At 64.8% G+C, this 17,103-nt stretch carries 17 protein-coding genes; 1 reads left to right on the forward strand and 16 read right to left on the reverse strand.

The window, feature by feature from the left end; all coding sequences use genetic code 11:
- Window positions 1-87: 87 nt before the first annotated feature.
- Genes AACI_RS07905 through ppdK form a run of 3 tightly spaced genes read right to left on the reverse strand, consistent with a single transcriptional unit; the run spans window position 88 to window position 4,388 of the window.
- A complete protein-coding gene (locus AACI_RS07905) occupies window positions 88-954 on the reverse strand; it encodes a pyruvate, water dikinase regulatory protein (RefSeq protein ID WP_012810924.1) in 867 nt (288 codons plus the stop codon).
- Window positions 933-1,661, reverse strand: a complete 729-nt coding sequence (locus AACI_RS07910) for a helix-turn-helix transcriptional regulator (RefSeq protein WP_148213759.1) — start codon at window positions 1,659-1,661, stop codon at window positions 933-935. Before AACI_RS07910 ends, AACI_RS07905 begins: the two co-directional genes overlap by 22 nt.
- Window positions 1,662-1,700: 39 nt before the next feature.
- Window positions 1,701-4,388 carry a pyruvate, phosphate dikinase gene (gene ppdK, locus AACI_RS07915; RefSeq protein ID WP_041707438.1) on the reverse strand — a complete coding sequence of 896 codons (2,688 nt, stop codon included), beginning with the start codon at window positions 4,386-4,388 and terminating at the stop codon, window positions 1,701-1,703.
- Between the two features lie 309 nt (window positions 4,389-4,697).
- Here ppdK and glpX point away from each other — a divergent pair, with 309 nt between their 5' ends.
- Complete coding sequence (gene glpX, locus AACI_RS07920; RefSeq protein ID WP_012810927.1) at window positions 4,698-5,663, forward strand: class II fructose-bisphosphatase; 966 nt, start codon at window positions 4,698-4,700, stop codon at window positions 5,661-5,663.
- Between the two features lie 117 nt (window positions 5,664-5,780).
- On the opposite strand, the gene AACI_RS07925 is transcribed toward glpX, so the two are convergent.
- The 13 genes from AACI_RS07925 to AACI_RS07985 form a co-directional block, all read right to left on the reverse strand.
- Window positions 5,781-6,647, reverse strand: a complete 867-nt coding sequence (locus AACI_RS07925) for a DUF1932 domain-containing protein (RefSeq protein ID WP_012810928.1) — start codon at window positions 6,645-6,647, stop codon at window positions 5,781-5,783.
- A 34-nt stretch (window positions 6,648-6,681) separates the two neighbouring features.
- The gene (locus tag AACI_RS07930) at window positions 6,682-7,356 is read right to left on the reverse strand and encodes a 4-carboxy-4-hydroxy-2-oxoadipate aldolase/oxaloacetate decarboxylase (protein ID WP_012810929.1); all 675 of its coding nucleotides are present in this window, start codon (window positions 7,354-7,356) and stop codon (window positions 6,682-6,684) included.
- Window positions 7,353-8,069 (reverse strand): PIG-L deacetylase family protein, encoded by a 717-nt coding sequence (locus tag AACI_RS07935; protein WP_012810930.1) that lies wholly within the window; start codon window positions 8,067-8,069, stop codon window positions 7,353-7,355. Before AACI_RS07935 ends, AACI_RS07930 begins: the two co-directional genes overlap by 4 nt.
- A gap of 56 nt (window positions 8,070-8,125) precedes the next feature.
- The gene (locus tag AACI_RS07940; protein WP_012810931.1) at window positions 8,126-9,037 is read right to left on the reverse strand and encodes a DUF6282 family protein; all 912 of its coding nucleotides are present in this window, start codon (window positions 9,035-9,037) and stop codon (window positions 8,126-8,128) included.
- Window positions 9,038-9,133: 96 nt separating this feature from the next.
- Window positions 9,134-9,787 carry a GntR family transcriptional regulator gene (locus AACI_RS07945; protein WP_012810932.1) on the reverse strand — a complete coding sequence of 218 codons (654 nt, stop codon included), beginning with the start codon at window positions 9,785-9,787 and terminating at the stop codon, window positions 9,134-9,136.
- 38 nt (window positions 9,788-9,825) lie between these two features.
- Window positions 9,826-10,773, reverse strand: a complete 948-nt coding sequence (locus AACI_RS07950; protein ID WP_012810933.1) for a VOC family protein — start codon at window positions 10,771-10,773, stop codon at window positions 9,826-9,828.
- A gap of 171 nt (window positions 10,774-10,944) precedes the next feature.
- Window positions 10,945-11,916 (reverse strand): amidohydrolase family protein, encoded by a 972-nt coding sequence (locus AACI_RS07955; protein WP_012810934.1) that lies wholly within the window; start codon window positions 11,914-11,916, stop codon window positions 10,945-10,947.
- Window positions 11,913-12,122, reverse strand: coding sequence for a 4-oxalocrotonate tautomerase (locus tag AACI_RS07960; RefSeq protein WP_012810935.1), 210 nt, complete (start codon window positions 12,120-12,122; stop codon window positions 11,913-11,915). Before AACI_RS07960 ends, AACI_RS07955 begins: the two co-directional genes overlap by 4 nt.
- A 12-nt stretch (window positions 12,123-12,134) precedes the next feature.
- Complete coding sequence (locus AACI_RS07965; protein ID WP_012810936.1) at window positions 12,135-12,914, reverse strand: 2-keto-4-pentenoate hydratase; 780 nt, start codon at window positions 12,912-12,914, stop codon at window positions 12,135-12,137.
- On the reverse strand, window positions 12,883-13,941 hold the full coding sequence (gene dmpG, locus AACI_RS07970) for a 4-hydroxy-2-oxovalerate aldolase (protein ID WP_012810937.1): 1,059 nt from the start codon (window positions 13,939-13,941) through the stop codon (window positions 12,883-12,885). Before dmpG ends, AACI_RS07965 begins: the two co-directional genes overlap by 32 nt.
- A gap of 6 nt (window positions 13,942-13,947) precedes the next feature.
- Complete coding sequence (locus tag AACI_RS07975; protein WP_012810938.1) at window positions 13,948-14,847, reverse strand: acetaldehyde dehydrogenase (acetylating); 900 nt, start codon at window positions 14,845-14,847, stop codon at window positions 13,948-13,950.
- Entirely contained in the window at window positions 14,844-15,638 is a 795-nt protein-coding gene (locus AACI_RS07980; RefSeq protein WP_012810939.1) for a 2-keto-4-pentenoate hydratase, read from the reverse strand. The genes AACI_RS07975 and AACI_RS07980 overlap by 4 nt, the downstream gene beginning before the upstream one ends.
- 14 nt (window positions 15,639-15,652) lie before the next feature.
- Window positions 15,653-17,089 (reverse strand): aldehyde dehydrogenase, encoded by a 1,437-nt coding sequence (locus AACI_RS07985; protein WP_012810940.1) that lies wholly within the window; start codon window positions 17,087-17,089, stop codon window positions 15,653-15,655.
- Window positions 17,090-17,103: the final 14 nt, after the last annotated feature.

Raw genomic sequence — 17,103 nt, forward strand, 5'->3', positions numbered from 1 at the left:
TCCATCCTTCCTGGCGACGGGCCGAAACCGATTCGAAGAGATCAGATCTCTCATTTCTCCATTGAAATTCTGAGAGGGCAAGGTGTCCTACGGCTGCCTGTGCCCCTCTCTCTCCCGATCCTTCGACACGAGTTCCAGAATCCGCTGCGCCGTTTCCTCGATGGCCCGGTCCGTGACGTCGATGAGTGGACAGCCGAGATCGCGCACAATCGATTCGGCGTACAGCAACTCTTCCTCAATCCGCTTTCGATCCGCGTACTGCGCGAGCACGGGCAGCCCCATGTGCTTGAGGCGCTGGCTGCGGATCCGCATCATCTGTTCGACGCCCATCGTGAGGCCCACAATGCGCGATCGCGGCACCTGATACAGCTCCGCGGGAGGCCTGACCTCGGGCACGAGCGGCAGGTTGGCCACGCGAAGGCCCTTGTGGGCGAGGAAGATGCTCACCGGGGTCTTGGAAGTGCGTGAGACGCCGATGAGGACGACGTCGGCCTGCAAGAGCGCCCGGGGATCGCGCCCGTCATCCGCTTTGACCGCGAACTCGATGGCGTCCACGCGCCGGAAGTAATCCTCGTTCAAGACGTGCAGAAGGCCCGGCTTTTGCTTCGGGTGATCGTGAAACGTATCGATGAAGGCCTGCATCATCGGGCCCATGATGTCGACAACGCGCACGCCCAGCCGGATGCTCTCCATCTTCATCATCTCGCGCAATTCTGGCTGCACGAGCGTGTACGCGATGAATCCGCCCGTTTGCTTGGCCGCCTCCACCACTTCGCGGATCTCGTCCTCCGTGCGCACCTGCGCGTACCGGACGATCTTCACGCGCCGCATGTCAAACTGATGGATGACCGCGTGAACCACGGCCTCGGCCGTATCTCCCAGCGAATCGGAACAGATGTAGATGGTGCGCGTGTCCTGAACGTTCGATTCGGTCATCGCCAGTTGGTCCCCCATTCTGCCACCAGGCGCGCCAGCGTCGTCTTGGTGATCCGGCCGACCACAATCGGCGGCTTGCCATCCTCGCTCGAGGGTTGGACGACGGGCAGGCTATCGACTTTGTACTCGATCATCCGCTTCGCCGCGTCGACCACGAGATCATTCGGGGTCACCGTCTCGATGTGCGGGTAGCGGGTCATGATCATGCCCACGGGAAGCGAGGTTGCGCTGGCATTTCCCAGCGTAAATTTCAGAAAATCTTTGCGAGAGACGACCCCCTGCAGCCGCCCCTCTTCATCCGCGACAATGAGTCCCCCCACGTCCTCCAGGAACATGGTGATCACGGCGTCGTGGACCGTCGTCGTTTCGCGGACGATCACCGGGAGGGACTGAACCTCACCCACGCGCAGATCGCGCCAAGGGACGGGCGTGGCCGGCTCTGCCGGATCGGCAAGAAAATATCCCACCCGCGGTTTGGCGTCCAGCTGTCCCAGCATGACGAGCAACGAGAGATCCGAGCGAATGGTGGGCCGGCTGACGCCGAGCATTTCCGCGATCTGATCGCCGGTGATGGGTTGATGCGCCTGCACGAGTCGCAAAATTTCCTTCTGACGAGGTGTGAGTTCGATGGGCCTCTCCCCCAGCAAGAGGCGGCCAGGCGGACACTCGACCGCCTGGCCGCGAATCGGATCGCGTGTGTCTCTATTGTACATCAACATCCGCATCTCATCTTGTCTCCATTTGTCCCCCTGGGTGTCGCCTCATCAACCCGTCATGCGTTTGCGCACGGCCGCCTGCGCCGCGGCAATCCGCGCGACCGGGATGCGGAAGGGCGAGCAGCTGACGTAGTCGAGCCCAATGTCCTCGCAGAACGCAATCGACGCCGGATCGCCCCCGTGTTCGCCGCACACGCCGGTCTTCAAATCGGGACGGCGCTTGCGCCCCGCTTCGACTGCCCATTGAATCAGCTTGCCGACGCCCTCCGTATCCAGCGTCTCGAACGGGTTGTAAGGCAAGATCTCCCGATCCAGGTATACGTTGAGGAATTTCCCCTCGGCGTCGTCTCGGCTGAAGGCGAACGTCATCTGCGTCAGGTCGTTGGTGCCGAAGGAGAAGAACTGCGCATCCTCCGCAATCTGGTCCGCCGTCAGCGCGGCGCGCGGCACCTCGATCATCGTGCCGATGCGGTATTCGATCTCGACGCCCTCGCGCTCCATCGTCCGCTTAGCGATCTCCTCCATGCGCTCGCGCAAAACGCGAAGTTCCTTCGGAGAGCCGATGAGCGGCAACATCACTTCCAGGTCGACGGCGATGCCTCGGCGTTTCGCCTGCGCCGCGGCCGTGATGATGGCCTCCATCTGCATATCGTAGATCTCAGGGTACACGATGCCCAACCGAGAACCTCGGAGACCCATCATGGGGTTGGCCTCCCGCAGGTATCGGGCTTGCCGGAGCAACTGTTCCGTCTCGGCGATCTCGTCCTCGGACGCGCCCTGCGCGCGAAGCTCCTCGAGGCGTTCGGCCAGCTCCTCTTCGCGCGGCAGGAACTCGTGCAGCGGCGGATCCAGCAGACGTATGGTCACCGGCAGGCCGTCCATCGCTTCGAAGATGGCGGTGAAATCCGAGACCTGGAGCGGCAGCAGTTTCGACAGGGCCGCCTGTCGCTCAGCCGACGTGGTCGCCAAAATCATGCGCTGCACGAGCGGCACCCGATCCGGCGACAGGAACATGTGTTCCGTGCGGCACAGGCCAATGCCCTCAGCGCCGAACTCTCGCGCGCGCCGCGCGTCTTCCGGCGTGTCCGCGTTGGCGCGGACCTTGAGGCGCCGCACTTGGTCCGCGATGGACAGCAACTCCTTCAGCTCGTCCGCCATTTTCGCTTCTTCCATCTGCGCCTCTCCGACATACACCGTCCCGGTTCCGCCGTCCACCGAGATGACGTCACCTTCCTTCAGCACGACGCCGTTCGATTCGACCTGACGCGCCTCGAAGTCGATGTGCACGCCGTCACAGCCGCAGACCGCCGGCTTGCCAATTCCGCGGGCCACAACCGCCGCGTGGCTCGTCATCCCACCGTGCGTCGTCACAACGCCTTCCGCGGCCAGCACGCCGTGGATGTCCTCGGGCGTCGTCTCAGGCCTCACGAGGACGACCTTCTCGCCGCGCTGCGCCCACTCCACCGCCGTGTCCGCATCCAACACAATTCGGCCCACGCTCGCGCCTGGAGACGCCGGAAGCCCCTTGGCGAACACCTGCAGTGCATCCGTTCCCTGCAGCCGCCGGTGCAAAAGCTGGCGCAGATGCTGGGCGTCGACGCGCAGGAGCGCCTCTTCCGGCTGAATCAGGCCTTCATGCAGCATGTCGATGGCGATGCGGACGGCCGCCTGCGCCGTGCGCTTCCCGCTCCGCGTCTGCAGCACGAACAGCTTGCCCCGCTCCACCGTGAACTCGACGTCCTGCATGTCCCGGAAGCGCGTCTCCAACTGTTTCGCGAGGGCCACAAGCGACTCGTACACGTGCGGCATGGTGTGGGCGAGATCGGCAATGGGTTGAGGCGTGCGAATGCCCGCGACCACGTCCTCGCCCTGAGCGTTGGCCAAGAACTCGCCGAACAAGACGGGCTCGCCCGTCGACGGATGGCGCGTGAAGATCACGCCCGTGCCGCTGTCGTCGCCCATGTTGCCAAACACCATGGCCTGAACGTTGACCGCTGTGCCGAGGGTCTCAGGGATACCGTGAGCCTTGCGATAGACGATGGCCCGCGGGCTGTTCCACGAGCGGAACACGGCCTCGATGGCGAGTTCCAATTGCACGTTCACGTCCTGCGGGAACGGCTGTCCGACGTGTTCTGCAAACAGTTTCAGGTACGTCGCCACGAGATCCTTCCACGCGTCGGCCGGAAGGTCGCGATCGCGCTCAACGCCGTGCTTGGCCTTCGCCGCCCTAAGCGCGTGTTCGAACGGCTCCAGCGATACGTTGAACACCACGTTTGCGAACATTTGAATCAGGCGGCGGTACGAGTCGTAGGCGAACGCGGGATCCTGCGACTGATTCGCCAGCGCCCGCACCGTCAGATCATTGAGGCCCAGATTCAAAATGGTGTCCATCATGCCCGGCATCGACACGGGCGCGCCGGAGCGCACGGAAACAAGGAGCGGCTGAAACGCGTCGCCGAATCGCTTCCCGGCCGTGCGCTCGAGCCGCAGGATGGCGAGCGCCACCTCGTCCAGCAGCCCTTCGGGAAACTTGCCGCCCCGCGCCCAATATTCGTTGCAAGCCTCCGTCGTGATGGTAAAGCCAGGCGGGACGGGAAACCCCCATTGAACCATCTGCGCCAAGTTGGCGCCTTTGCCGCCCAAAAGGCTTCGGTTTTTCGGATCTGCTTGATCAAAGGAATAGACCCACCGGGTCGTGAGCGCCTGATCGCGCTGTACATCCTGCACCTGCGCCATCTTGCATCCCCCTTGTCGCGGCCTTCGTGTCGCCCATCCGGCGAAGCGCTTGCACATGGGTCGCCGTGCGCTTGCCGCGAGCTCGCCATGTGACACATCACAATTCGAATTCCCTGTACTTCGTTCATACCACAGAACGAATTATGACGCAACAATTTTCGTGAACGCATTGACGAAACCGAGATTGTGATGTCATAATTCTGTTGAAGGTGAGTCTGCGCGTACCAATCGACGGGTCGCCGCGCAGTCATGAACACCGCGCGATGGAAGCCGATCGCAGCCAACGGAGTTACCAAGGAGGGATCGCCGATGGATCGAGAGCTCGCTCTCGAACTCGTTCGCGTCACAGAGGCGGCCGCGCTTGCCGCCAGCAGGTGGGTCGGCCGGGGTGATGCGGACGGCGCGGACGGTGCTGCCACGGAGGCGATGCGCAACATGTTCCGCACCGTCAACATCCGCGGCGTCGTGGTCATTGGCGAGGGCGAGATGGACGAAGCGCCCATGCTCGCTCAAGGGGAAGAGGTCGGGACAGGACGCGGGCCGCGCGTGGATGTGGCCGTCGATCCCATCGAAGGCACGTCCATGGTCGCCAAAATGCTGCCGAACGCCCTTTCGGTCGCGGCCATCGCCCCACGAGGACATCTGTTGAAGGCCCCGGACATGTACATGGAGAAGCTCGCGTGCGGCCCTCGCCTGCGCGGCATCCTGTCCCTCGACGATCCGCTGGAGACCACGCTGCGGAAGGCCGCCGAAGCGCTCGGCAAACCTCTGTCGGAGCTGTCCGTGGCCATGCTCGAGCGCGATCGCCACAAAGCCCACCTCGAAGTGGCTCGGCGCTTGGGTGTGCGGATCAAGCTGCTGAACGCGGGCGACGTGCTGGGCTCTATCGCCACGGCGCTGCCTCGCGGCGGCACAGATCTGTACATCGGCTCGGGTGGCGCGCCCGAAGGCGTCCTCGCGGCGGTCGCTCTGCGCTGCCTGGGCGGCGACTTCCAAGGCCGATTGATGCCGCAGACTCCCGAGCAGCGCGAGCGCTGCCAGCAACTCGGCCTCGACGTCGCCAAGACCCTGACGCTGTCCGATCTCGCCGGCGATGACGATGCCATCTTCGCAGCGACGGGCATCACCGATGGGGATTGGCTCGAGGGCGTGCGTCGCGAAGGCGACTACCTGCATACGCACTCTGTCGTGATGCGGGTTCGCACGGGCACGGTCCGCCATGTCAACGCCACGCATTATCGGCCGCTCGAACTGCGGCTCGCGCAGACGGTGTGACCTGTCCGAGGTCGGTGTTGATGCTTCATCCTCTCCACACGTTCCCAACTCGAAAGGCCGCCACGCGGGCGGCCTTCTTTTTCTCACCGTTCGAATTGGAAAGTCGCGGGCTCCCTTTCACGCGTCCTCCGCGTTGGCCAGTGACCTGAGCCACGCTCGGACATCTCCCGGGCGCTGCTTCAGGGCAGCACGAACCTGGGCCACACGCGTCAGCCGCCGATAGCCGGCTTCGGCCACCAGCGGCTCCACGCCGACGGAGCAGAGCGTCGCCGCGACCTCGCCGAGTTCGTGCGCTCGCCGGTCTGCGTGTTCCAGGTTTCGCTCGACAAGGTACAGGGCCAGATCTCGAAGGTGATGTTCTGGGAACGAGGCGTCGAGCGAGGCGAGGACGCGATCGGCCAGTCCCATCTTCTCAGCGGCGGCCAAGGCTTCGAGAAACAGCGCCTCCAGGCCCTTCAGCACCGCGGAGCGGCACATCTTGAGAAGGGCGGCCCCGCCCACCTCGCCGTCCAACACCTCGATCCGGCAGCCGTACAGCGTAAACGCCGCCTGGAACCTGCGCGCGCCGTCGCCATCCACGACAAGGGGCACCCGATGGCCGTGCGGCTTCACCGCCGACATCACCGCGACGGCGGCGTATTGAGCCGACGGACGGTGCCGGGAGATGACGTCTCCGATGGCGCGCTTGACGGCTGGCGAGCACGAGGTGAAGTCGGCATACAGCGCCCCCTCGCACAGATGCGGACCGGCTTGCTGCGCCACCTCGAGTGCGGCTTGCGCCGTGACCAAGGAGAAGATGACATCACATTCGCCCGCCACCTCCGCCACCGACGCCTTGCACGAGACACCAAGCTCCTCCGCCCGCGGCCTCCAGGACTCGGCAGAAGCCGCGTCGTACGCCGCCATGTCGATGGCGCCCGCCTGCCGAAGTCCTGACGCGATGGCGCTCGCGGCTTCGCCGAATCCGATGAACCCCAGTTTCATGCCGCTCCCCCCCACCCTGTTCCGGCACCACAGCTCAAACCCATGCCACACCGAGCTCCCGCAGCTTGTCCCGCAGTCCGTACACGTCGATGCCAAGTTCCCCAGCGGCGAGACGGGCCCGGGTCGATTCTTCCTTTTCGACGCGCGCGTCGGCCCGTGTCGCAACCTCCAACGCGCGCTCCTGCGGCACGCAGACCACGCCGTCCATATCAGCGACGATCACGTCGCCCGGCCGAACGCAGATTCCCGCGCACACGATGGGCACGTTCACGGACCCCGGGGTCGCTTTGACGGTGCCCCGAGCCGAGATGGCGCGAGACCAGACCGGAAAGCCCATCTTCTCGAGTTCCGCCACGTCGCGCACTCCCGCTTCGATCACTAGCCCCGCCACGCCGCGCGCCATGAGCGAGGTCGCGAGGAGTTCACCGAACATCCCGTCGGTCGACGGCGAGGTGGTTGTGACGACCAAGACGTCCCCTGGTTGGCACACCTCGACGCTGGCGTGAATCATCAGGTTGTCCCCGGGCTGGCACAGGACCGTGACGGCGGTGCCAAACGCGCGCGCGCCTCGGTAGATGGGCCGCATGTAGGGCAACATCAGCCCGTCGCGCCCCATCGCTTCGTGAAGCGTCGCGACGGAATGGCGGCCCAGGTGTTCGACGAGCGAGCGCTCCGGCCGTTCGATGTGCGTGACGATGACCGGCCTCACACGAACTCACCTCCGACGGAAGGAAACACGCGCTGATACGCCTCTGCGTAGACGATGGGTTGTCCGGAATTGCGGCCCGCCTGCACACCGCGGCGCTTGGCGACATCCGTGTAATACGCCCAGAGATGCTCCTGGGCTTGCATGCATTCCATCGCCTGTCGCTTCTTGTCGAAGACCGGCGTGATGTCCAACAGAAGATCGATTCGGAACTGGCACTGTTCGGGCTGATGAGGTTCGAACGAGTACAGCTGCGGGGCGCCGATGGGCGGGTATTCGGACGGATACCCGTGCGCCTGCGCGAGGATCCTTGCCTCGCGGACGAGTTCGGCCGTGCGCGGATGGTCGGCATTGTAGGGATCCACGAACGTATGCGACAACAGGACGTCCGGACGATACTTGCGAAACTCCTGCACAAGCGCATCTCGCAACGCCGGCGTCACCTCGATGGGGTAATCTCCAACATCCAAGAAGCGGATCTCGGCGCCCAGGATGTCCGCAGCCCGCTCCGCTTCCTCGCGCCGAATGCGCTTGATTTCTTCGAGCGATTTGCCCTCCTTCCACAGGCTCGCAGACTCACCTCGCTCGCCGTACGTGAGACACAGGACGCGCACCGTCCAGCCACGTTCGCTGTACAAGGCGATGGCCCCTCCAGCCCGCCACACGAAGTCGGCGGCGTGCGCGCTCACGACCATCAACGTTCCCTGGTTCTGCACGTGACAGCCTCTCCTTTCATCAACACTTCTCGAATCCATGTCATGCGACGTGCATCTCACGCCTCGCGTCCTATCAATTTGCGAGGGTTGTCTACCCACATCGTTCTCAGGGCATCGGGCGAAAATCCGGCGTCGAGAAGGCGCGTGGCGAAGTCCAGAATCCCGTCCACGACGCCCGGATTGGATGTCTGACCAAGATCCGTGGAAAGGAGTGTGCGCTCTGGCCCCACCGCACGGATGGCCTCGAAGAGCACGCCCCAGTCGCACTTCTGGGTGTAAAACGTGGTGTAGCAGTGTTCGATGAAGGCGCCGAGATCGGCGAGCTTCACCTGGTCTTCAATCGACAACGCTTCAGAAGGGAACAGCGCGTGCGTCACGATGACCTTTTGGATCCCAAGCGCCCGTGCGCGCTCCACGACGGCGAAAATTTCGTCTCGAGCCAGATGGCCCGTCGCGAGCGCCATCTGGTGGTGACGAACCCGTTCAAGGCATTGGGCGAGATCGGAACGGAAGTGGCCCTGTTCGTCCCATACCGAGATCGGCTCGAGCCCGATGCCTTCCGCCCGCACCTCCGATTGGATGCGCGCCCAAAACGGCAGATGAGATTGCCCGCGGGCCGCCTGCTTCTCGGGGCTTTCGTTCGCCGCGTCGACGGTGGGCAGCCACACGATGCGCGCCCCCGCTCGCCCGGCGATATCCACGGCGACCGGATTGAACCCGCCCACGGCGTGATTCAACACGACGGCGCCCACCACATCGACTTCGGGCACCACGCCGGACACCACTTTCGCTCGTTCGACCGTGGGAAAGTAGTGAGATTTTAGGGCGAAGCCCGACCAGCCGAGGTCTCGAAATTGACGGGCCAGCGACACGTCGTCGATGCTTCGCTCGACGAGGTCCGGCCACACGTGCACGTGCAGGTCGTACAGGCCGTTGAGGAGCGAGACGATGTCCTCCCGTTGTGCCATGGGTTCGCGTCCCTTCTCTCCAAATGGAATTCATGATTGTCCTACAAAATAGACGACAAAGTTGGGCGCAACGGCGCGAGGCTCCCCGCCCTCGCGCTAAAATCCCTGGCGCATGCTGCGGAGCGTGTCGCAGACTTGGCTTAGATGAACGCGCATGGCCTGCTCCGCCGAGTCCGGATCGCGTCGGCGAATCGCGTCCACGATTCGCTCGTGCTCTTGCATGGAGGCAGCCGATCGATTCGGCGCCAAGATGGTGCGGTACTGGTATCGAACGCTTTGAGAATTGAGCGTGTCGAGCAATCGCTTGGCGGTGTTGTGCCGAGAGATCTCGGCGATGGTCCGATGGAGTCTCGCGTTGCCGTCGGAGTACGAGAGCAAGTCGTTCCCCTCGTACTGGCGCCGCATCCAGGAGATGATGTCTTCCAGCCGCCGCACGTCTTCGTCCGTCGCCCGGAGCGCAGCGTACCGCGCGATCAGGCATTCGAGCGCCATGCGGACCTCCAGGATCTCCACCGCTTCCTCGTGGGAGACGTGGCGAACGCGGGCACCGCGGTACCGCTCGCGTTCCACCAAGCCCTCCTGTTCCAGGCGGGCGAGGACAGTGCGAATGGTAGCTCGGCTCGCGCCCAGCCAGCGCGCGAGATCCATTTCCACGAGCCGCTGAGACGGCATCAGCGTACCGTCGATGATGGCGTCGCGCAGGCGCCTGTAACACTCCTCTTCGGTATAACCCTGACTTGGGACTTCCACGTGGGCAACGCCTCCGGTCGACTTGTCATCTGGAACAGTTATACCACAGGCGTGCCATAGTGGTGAAAGCTTTCCACCGTCTTGTTGCCCCACGCTTGGCCGCGAGCGCGCTCGGCCTCCGTCCAGGTGATGGGCTGCCAGTCCGGTGCGAGCACGAGGTAGCCGCCCGCGCACACCTCGATGCGATTGCCGCCGGGCTCATACACGTACACGAAGTAGGTCTGGTTGATGGCGTGCTTGCTGGGTGCAAATTCGATGAACACGCCGTGATCGACAAACAGGTCCGCGGCTCGCCAAATGCTCTCGTTCGTGTCGACGCGAAAGGCGATGTGGTGCAGGCGACCTCGGGCCCCTGTCGCGTCCAAGGTGTACACGACGTCGTACGACTTGTTCATGGCGCGATACCAACCCCCCGGCCTCTTGCCGTTGTCCAGCCGGATCTGTTCTGTGAGTTTGAGCCCGAGGACCGACTCCACGAAGTCGCCGTCGCGCTCCGCATCCGACGACAAAAAGTTGATGTGATCGAGCGTCTTCACCCCCACGCCCCGGCCCGTGAACTTCTGCGGCTGATTCTTCAGGAAGGGGCGCAGGTGTTCCGGCGGATGGTAATAGCTCGTCTCGTAGTACAGTTCGTACAAATGCCCATCCGGCCCGCGAAACTGGTAGGCGGGTCCATGTCCGAAGCTTTCATCGACCCATTCCCCGTCGACGCCGGCCTCCGTCAGCGCTCGGACTCGGCGTGAAAGCGCCTGCTCGCTCGTCGTGCGAAGCGCCGTATGGCCGACGCCCGCTCGGTCGGACTCAGTCAGGATGAGCGAGTACATCTCGTAGTCGCCCATGCACCGCAGGTAGATGGAGCCCGCCTCGCGCCCCACCTCCTCCATGCCTAGGATATCGCGAAAAAACCCATAGCTCTCGTCGATGGCAGGCGTGAACAGCTCGACATGCCCAAGGTGCGCGATGTCATACACGGGCTCGGTGCTCATGGTGGATTCCCCCTCTCGCCGCCGGCCGAGATCGGCCGGATCATTCGACAACAAGATTGTATGACAATTTAGGTGACAATCATATCATGACGCACCGCCTGTCGAATGTCAACGTTTTCGTGCGATGGCGCCCGAGCGAGGCAAGGCGCGCAGGGCGGCAGAGCCCTGCGCTCAAGACGAGCGGCCTTTGCGTTCGCCATTGCCCACGAGGACCGACACGTCGGCCCCCGGCCGCGGTGGCCAGGCGGACAGGTCAAACGGAAAGTCCGATCCCGCGAGGACGCGACCGGCGCCGACCACGTCGATCAAACACTGAAGCGCAGCGTCGGACCACAGCACGTTGTCGTAGAACATGCGCCGAAGATACGCCGTCGGCCTGTCCTGCAGCCGCCCTCTCACCTGCGGCCACACATCGTACCCCTGTTCGATGCGCCCAATTTGATACGGCAGAAAGCCACCCCCGTGCGCCAATAGCACGCGCGCGCCGGGATACCGGTCGAGAAGGCCAGACAGGACGAGGTGCGACGCCGCGAGCGTCGTCTCCCAGGGCACGCCGACCAGGTTGGGCAGCATGAGGCGGGCCGCCCGCGGATCGGCGTGCAGCAAAGGATGCAGAAACAGCACCGCCCGGCGCGCGTCGGCGACCTCCCACACGGGCCAAAAGGCCTCGTCGCCGATGAGCGCCTCCCCGACGCCTGGGCCCACGATGGCCCCGACGAATCCCTCGTCCATCCGGCGCTCCAGCTCCCGCGCGGCGGCTACAGGATCCGCGAGCGGCAGCGTGGCGAGCGGGCGAAACCTCTCGCGGTGCGGCGCCAGCAAATCTCGCAGGGCGTCGTTGTACACCTCGGCCACCTGCGCGCCGATCTCGGCCGGCAGGTGATACACGAACAGCTGCGGCAGGGGCGACACGAGCGCCAGGCCGATCCCGGCGCGCCGATATGCGCCGGCGAACGCCTCGAAGTCGACGAACGTGCGCTTCAGCTCAAACGACCAACGGCCCTCCACCGTGAGAAACGGCTCCTTGTCCGGCGCGCGCCGCTCGAGGGTCGCCTGAATGCGAGGCTCTCGCTGGAGGAACGCAAGCACTTCGGCCGGCAGGAAGTGCGTGTGCACGTCCGCCGCTCGATTCGGCTCGGTCACGGGCTTTCACCCCGGGCCGCGTCCTGCTCCGCCTTCGACACGCCGCCAACGCCCCAATGCGCTTTCGGCACCTCGTAGAGGATGACCCGCACCGTCTCCCGCTTGGCGCCGAGCGTCTCCACCACCGCGTCGGTCAGCTTCTCCATAAGCGCCCGCTTCTGCTCGGGTGAGCGCCCTTCCACCATGGTGACCTGGACCAGCGGCACCTTGACCCCTCCTCACTCGATGACGTCCAGTTCGATTGCGCCCATGCCCGCGAAGGCGATCTCGACGCGATCGCCCGGGTGCACGTAGATGGCCTCCGTGATGCCGCCCGTCAGGACCACCATGCCGGGCTCGATGGCCGCGCCGAAGCGCGTGAGCATGCGCACCTGTTCCACGACGGACCGCACCGGGTGGCCGAGCACCGCCGCGCCCGCGCCCGTCTGCGCGACTTCCCCGTTCAGGCGCATCACCACCCCCACCTCGTCGAGCCGAAATGCGTACGGCGAGTACGCCTGATCCGCCAGATAGAAGCGCGCGCTCGACGCGTTGTCGGCGATCACGTCCACGAGCGTGAAGGAGAAGTTCTCGTACCGGCTGTCGATGACCTCGACTGCAGGGACGACGCACTCGGTCGCGAGCCACACGTCGCGCGCGGTCACATTCGGCCCCTCCAAGCGGCTGCGGAACACGAACGCGATCTCCGGCTCCACGCGCGGATGGATGAGTCCCTGCATCGACAACACCGGGCGCTCCAGTTCCATCGTGGAAAGGAGGTGTCCGAAAATGGGTTCATCCACGCCCACGGACCGCTGCTTCGCCTTGCTCGTGAGCCCCATCTTCCAGCCGACGAGCCGCGCCCCCTCCGCCATGTACTTCTGCATGGTCAAGCGCTGGATCTCATACGCGTCGTCCACCGTGAGCCCGTCGTAGCGAAGCGTCAGCTTCTTCAACTCCGTGGCCGTCGTCTGGTGGCGATACAGCTCATCCGCGATGGACGGAAGCGACAGGGCCATTCGCGTTCGCCTCCTTGCCGTGCGCGATCTCGTACGCGACATCGACGATCATATCCTCCTGGCCGCCCACCACGCGGCGCCTGCCGAGTTCCACGAGAATGTCGCGCACGTCGACCCCAAACTGCCTCGCCGCACGCTCGGCGTGCAAGAGAAAGCTCGAGTACACGCCCGCGTACCCAAGCGTGAGCGCCGTGCGATCCGTCAGGACGGGTCGCGCCATCCGCGGGCGCACGACGTCCTCCGCCGCGTCCATGGCGGCGTACAGGTCCACGCCGGTCTCGATGCCGTACTTCTCGCACGCGGCCACAAACACCTCGAGCGGCGTGTTTCCGGCGCCTGCCCCGAGCCCCGCGAGGCTCGCGTCAATCCGGTATGCGCCCTCTTCCACGGCCGCGATGGAGTTGGCGACCGCCACGCCGAGGTTGTTGTGCGCGTGGAATCCGACCTGGACGTCGTCCGGCAGCGCCTCCCGCAGCGCGGACACCTTGCGGCGAACCTCGTCCATGAGCATCGCGCCCGCCGAATCGACGATGTACACGCAGTGCGCGCCGTAGGACGCCATCTTCTTCGCCTCTTCCACCAGCCGCTCGGTCTCCGTCATGTGGCTCATCATGAGAAAGCCGACCACGTCGAGTCCCATCTTGCGCGCCTCTTCCATGTGTTCCGCCGAGATGTCCGCCTCCGTCGAGTGTGTGGCGACGCGCACCCCGCGGATGCCGAGGCCGACGGCGCGCTTCAGGTCTTCGAGCGTTCCGATGCCGGGCAAAAGCAGCGCGACGACCTGCGACCGTTGGACGGTTTGACACACCGCACCGACGTAGTCCTCTTCCGACTCCTTCGAAAAACCGTACTGAATGGAGCTTCCGCCGAGTCCGTCGCCGTGGGACGCCTCGATCTTGGCCACGCCCGTCCTGTCCAGCGCGCTCGCGATGGCCTTTGCGTCTTCGACGCTGAACTGATGCCTCACGGCGTGCATGCCGTCGCGCAGCGTGACGTCCGTGACCTCAATCTTGTACCGATACGACACCGCGCCTCACCTCGCTTCTTCCGCCGACGCCACCTGCATCTTGTGACGCGCGTACTCTTCGCCAAACTTCACTGCCGCCGCGGTCATGATGTCGAGGTTCCCCGCGTACACCGGCAGGTAATCGCCGAGGCCCTCGACCTCGATGGAGATGCTGACGAGATCGTCCTGGAAGATGGGCTCGCGGTTCAACCGATACCCAGGGACGAATGTCTGCACGTGGCGCACCATCTGTTCGATGGACTCGAGCACCTTCGCCTGGGTGGTCGGGCTCGCGTCTTCCATCAAGCAGTAGATGGTGTCGCGCATGAGGATGGGGGGTTCCGCCGGGTTGAGGATGATGATGGCCTTCCCTCGCTTTGCGCCTCCGATGGCCTCCAGCGCGCGCGCCGTCGTCTGGGTGAACTCGTCGATGTTCGCCCGCGTGCCGGGGCCCGCGCTCTTGCTGGCGATGGTGGCGACAATCTCCGCGTAACGCACCCCGACCACCCGGCTGACGGCGTACACCATCGGCACGGTGGCCTGGCCGCCGCAGGTGACCATGTTAACGTTCGGCGAGTCGAGGTGCTCCTCCAGGTTGACCGCCGCGATGACGTACGGCCCGCGCGCTGCCGGCGTCAAGTCGACCGCCTGGATGCCTGCTTCGCGAAGCAGTTTGGCATGGCGCACGTGCGCCTTCGCGCTCGTCGCGTCAAAGACGATGTCCGGGCGCACCCCTTGTTCGAGGACCGCCTTGAGTCCGTCGGCCGACGTCTCAAGCCCCATCTCGCGCGCGCGCCGAAGGCCATCCGATTCCGGGTCGATGCCGATCATCCAGCGCGGTTCAATCCACGGGCTTCGCTTCAGCTTGATCATGAGATCCGTCCCGATGTTTCCGGACCCGACGATCGCGGCACTGAGCTTCTTCAATCCGAACCCTCTCCTTTCGCCCACACGAACTCCACGCCGCCTAGCGGCCCAAAGGACAGCTGGACGCGATCGCCAGGCTGAATGGGCACGGCGGCGCTGACGGCGCCGGACAACACGACGTGTCCGGCGCGAAGGGGCGTGCCGAGTTCGGTCAGGGTGTTGGCGAGCCAGGCCACGGCCTTCGCCGGATGCCCCATCACCGCGGCACCCGCTCCCGTCTGCACGACTTCTCCGTTCAGCTTCAGCACCCCGCCCACCGTCTCCAGGTCGACGCCGGAGATGGCGGTGGGTAGATTCCCCAAGACAAAGCAACCGGCGGACGCGTTGTCGGCCACGGTGTCCACCAGCCGGATGCGCCAGTCGGCGATCCGGCTGTCAATCACCTCGATGGCGGGCACCACCGTCCGAGTCGCCGCCAGAACCTGATGCAGGTCCACGCCCGGTCCGACGAGATCCTCCGCGAGAATGAACGCGATCTCCGGCTCGACCTTGGGTTGAATCAGCGGGAAATCGACGGTCGAGCCGCTCTCAAACCACATCGACTGAAACAGGTGTCCGAAGTCGGGCTGGTCCACGCCGAGCTGGATCTGCATCGGCTTGCTGGTGAGGCCGATCTTGTGCCCCACGACGCGATCGCCCGACGCCATGCGCCGCTTCACATTCACAAGCTGGATGCGGTAGGCGTCCTGCACCGACAGGTCGGGGTGTTCGTCCGTCAAGGGCGGAATGGGCGACTGCTCGCGCTCCGCGCGCCACAGTGCCTCCGCCAGGGATTCCAGCCGTTCGCTCATCTCATCCACTCCGATCACAGCTTGATGCAGACGTTTTTCAACTCGGTGAAGAATTCGAAGCTGTGCACGCCGCCTTCGCGCCCGATACCGCTCTGCTTCATGCCGCCAAACGGGGTCCGCAGATCGCGGAGGAACCAGGTGTTCACCCAGATGACGCCCGCCTCGAGCTCGCCCGCGACCCGGTGCGCGCGCTTCAGATTCGACGTCCACAGCGTGGCGGACAGGCCGTAGTGCGTGTCGTTCGCGAGGCGAATGACCTCTTCCTCCGTGTCGAACGGCTGCACCGTCACGACCGGGCCGAACACCTCCTGCCGCGTGATCTCGCACGTCTCGTCCACGTCGACGATCACCGTGGGCTCGTAGAAGGCGCCCCTCTTCAGGTGTTCGGGGCGCTTGCCGCCGACGAGCACCCGGCCGCCCTGCTCCACGGCGCGCCGGACAAAGCCATGCACGCGCTCCAGGTGTTCCTCGGAGATGAGGCTGCCAACGTCGGTCTGCGGATCGAGCGGATCGCCGACCCTAAGCTTCCGGGCGCGATCGACGAGCGCCTCGACGAACCGGTCATACAGCGGGCGCTCGACGTAGATGCGCGATCCACAGAGGCACACCTCGCCCTGGTTGACGAAGCTCGAGCGCACGGTGGTCGCGATGGCGTCCTCAAAGTCGCAGTCCGCAAACACAATGTTGGGGTTCTTGCCGCCGAGCTCGAACGAGAGGCGCTTCAGCGTGCTCGCCGCCGATCGCATGACCGCCTTGCCCGTCGTCGTCTCGCCCGTGAGCGAAATCAGGTCCACGTCCTCGTGCTCGGTGAGGAATTGCCCCGCCGCATCGGGCCCGAACCCGTGCACCACGTTCACCACGCCGTCCGGCACGCCCGCCTGCTTGCAGATCTCCGCGAGCTTGGTGGCGGTCGTCGGCGTGAGTTCCGCAGGCTTGATGACGCACGTGTTGCCGGCCGCGAGGCAAGGCGCGACTTTCCACGTCAGCAAGAAGAGCGGGAGATTCCACGGCGAGATGAGGCCCGCGACCCCGACCGGGCGCCTGAGCGCGTAGTTCAGCGCCACGCCCTCCATCTCGAACGTCTCGGTCGAAAGTCCCTTCACGAAGTCGGCAAAGAAGCGAAAGTTATAGGCGGAACGCGGAATATCGAGGCTCTTCGCGAGCGACAGAGGTTTGCCCGTATCCGTCGTCTCGAGAAGGGCCAGTTCCTCCAGGTTTTCCTCGATCAAGTTGGCGATGCGGTGCAGAATCGCGGCGCGCTCCTGTGCAGTCGTCCGGCTCCATGTCCGAAACGCCCGCCGCGCCGCGCGCACCGCCTTGTCGATCTCGGCGCGCCCTCCCTCGGCCACCGTGCCAATCCGCTCGCCCGTCGCCGGATTGAGGTTGTCGAACGTCCGCCCGTCCTCGGACGGCACAAATGCGCCATCGATAAAGTGAAGCACTCGTTCCATCGTCATCCCTCGCC

Origin of the sequence: Alicyclobacillus acidocaldarius subsp. acidocaldarius DSM 446 (assembly GCF_000024285.1) — a bacterium.
GTDB lineage: Bacteria > Bacillota > Bacilli > Alicyclobacillales > Alicyclobacillaceae > Alicyclobacillus > Alicyclobacillus acidocaldarius.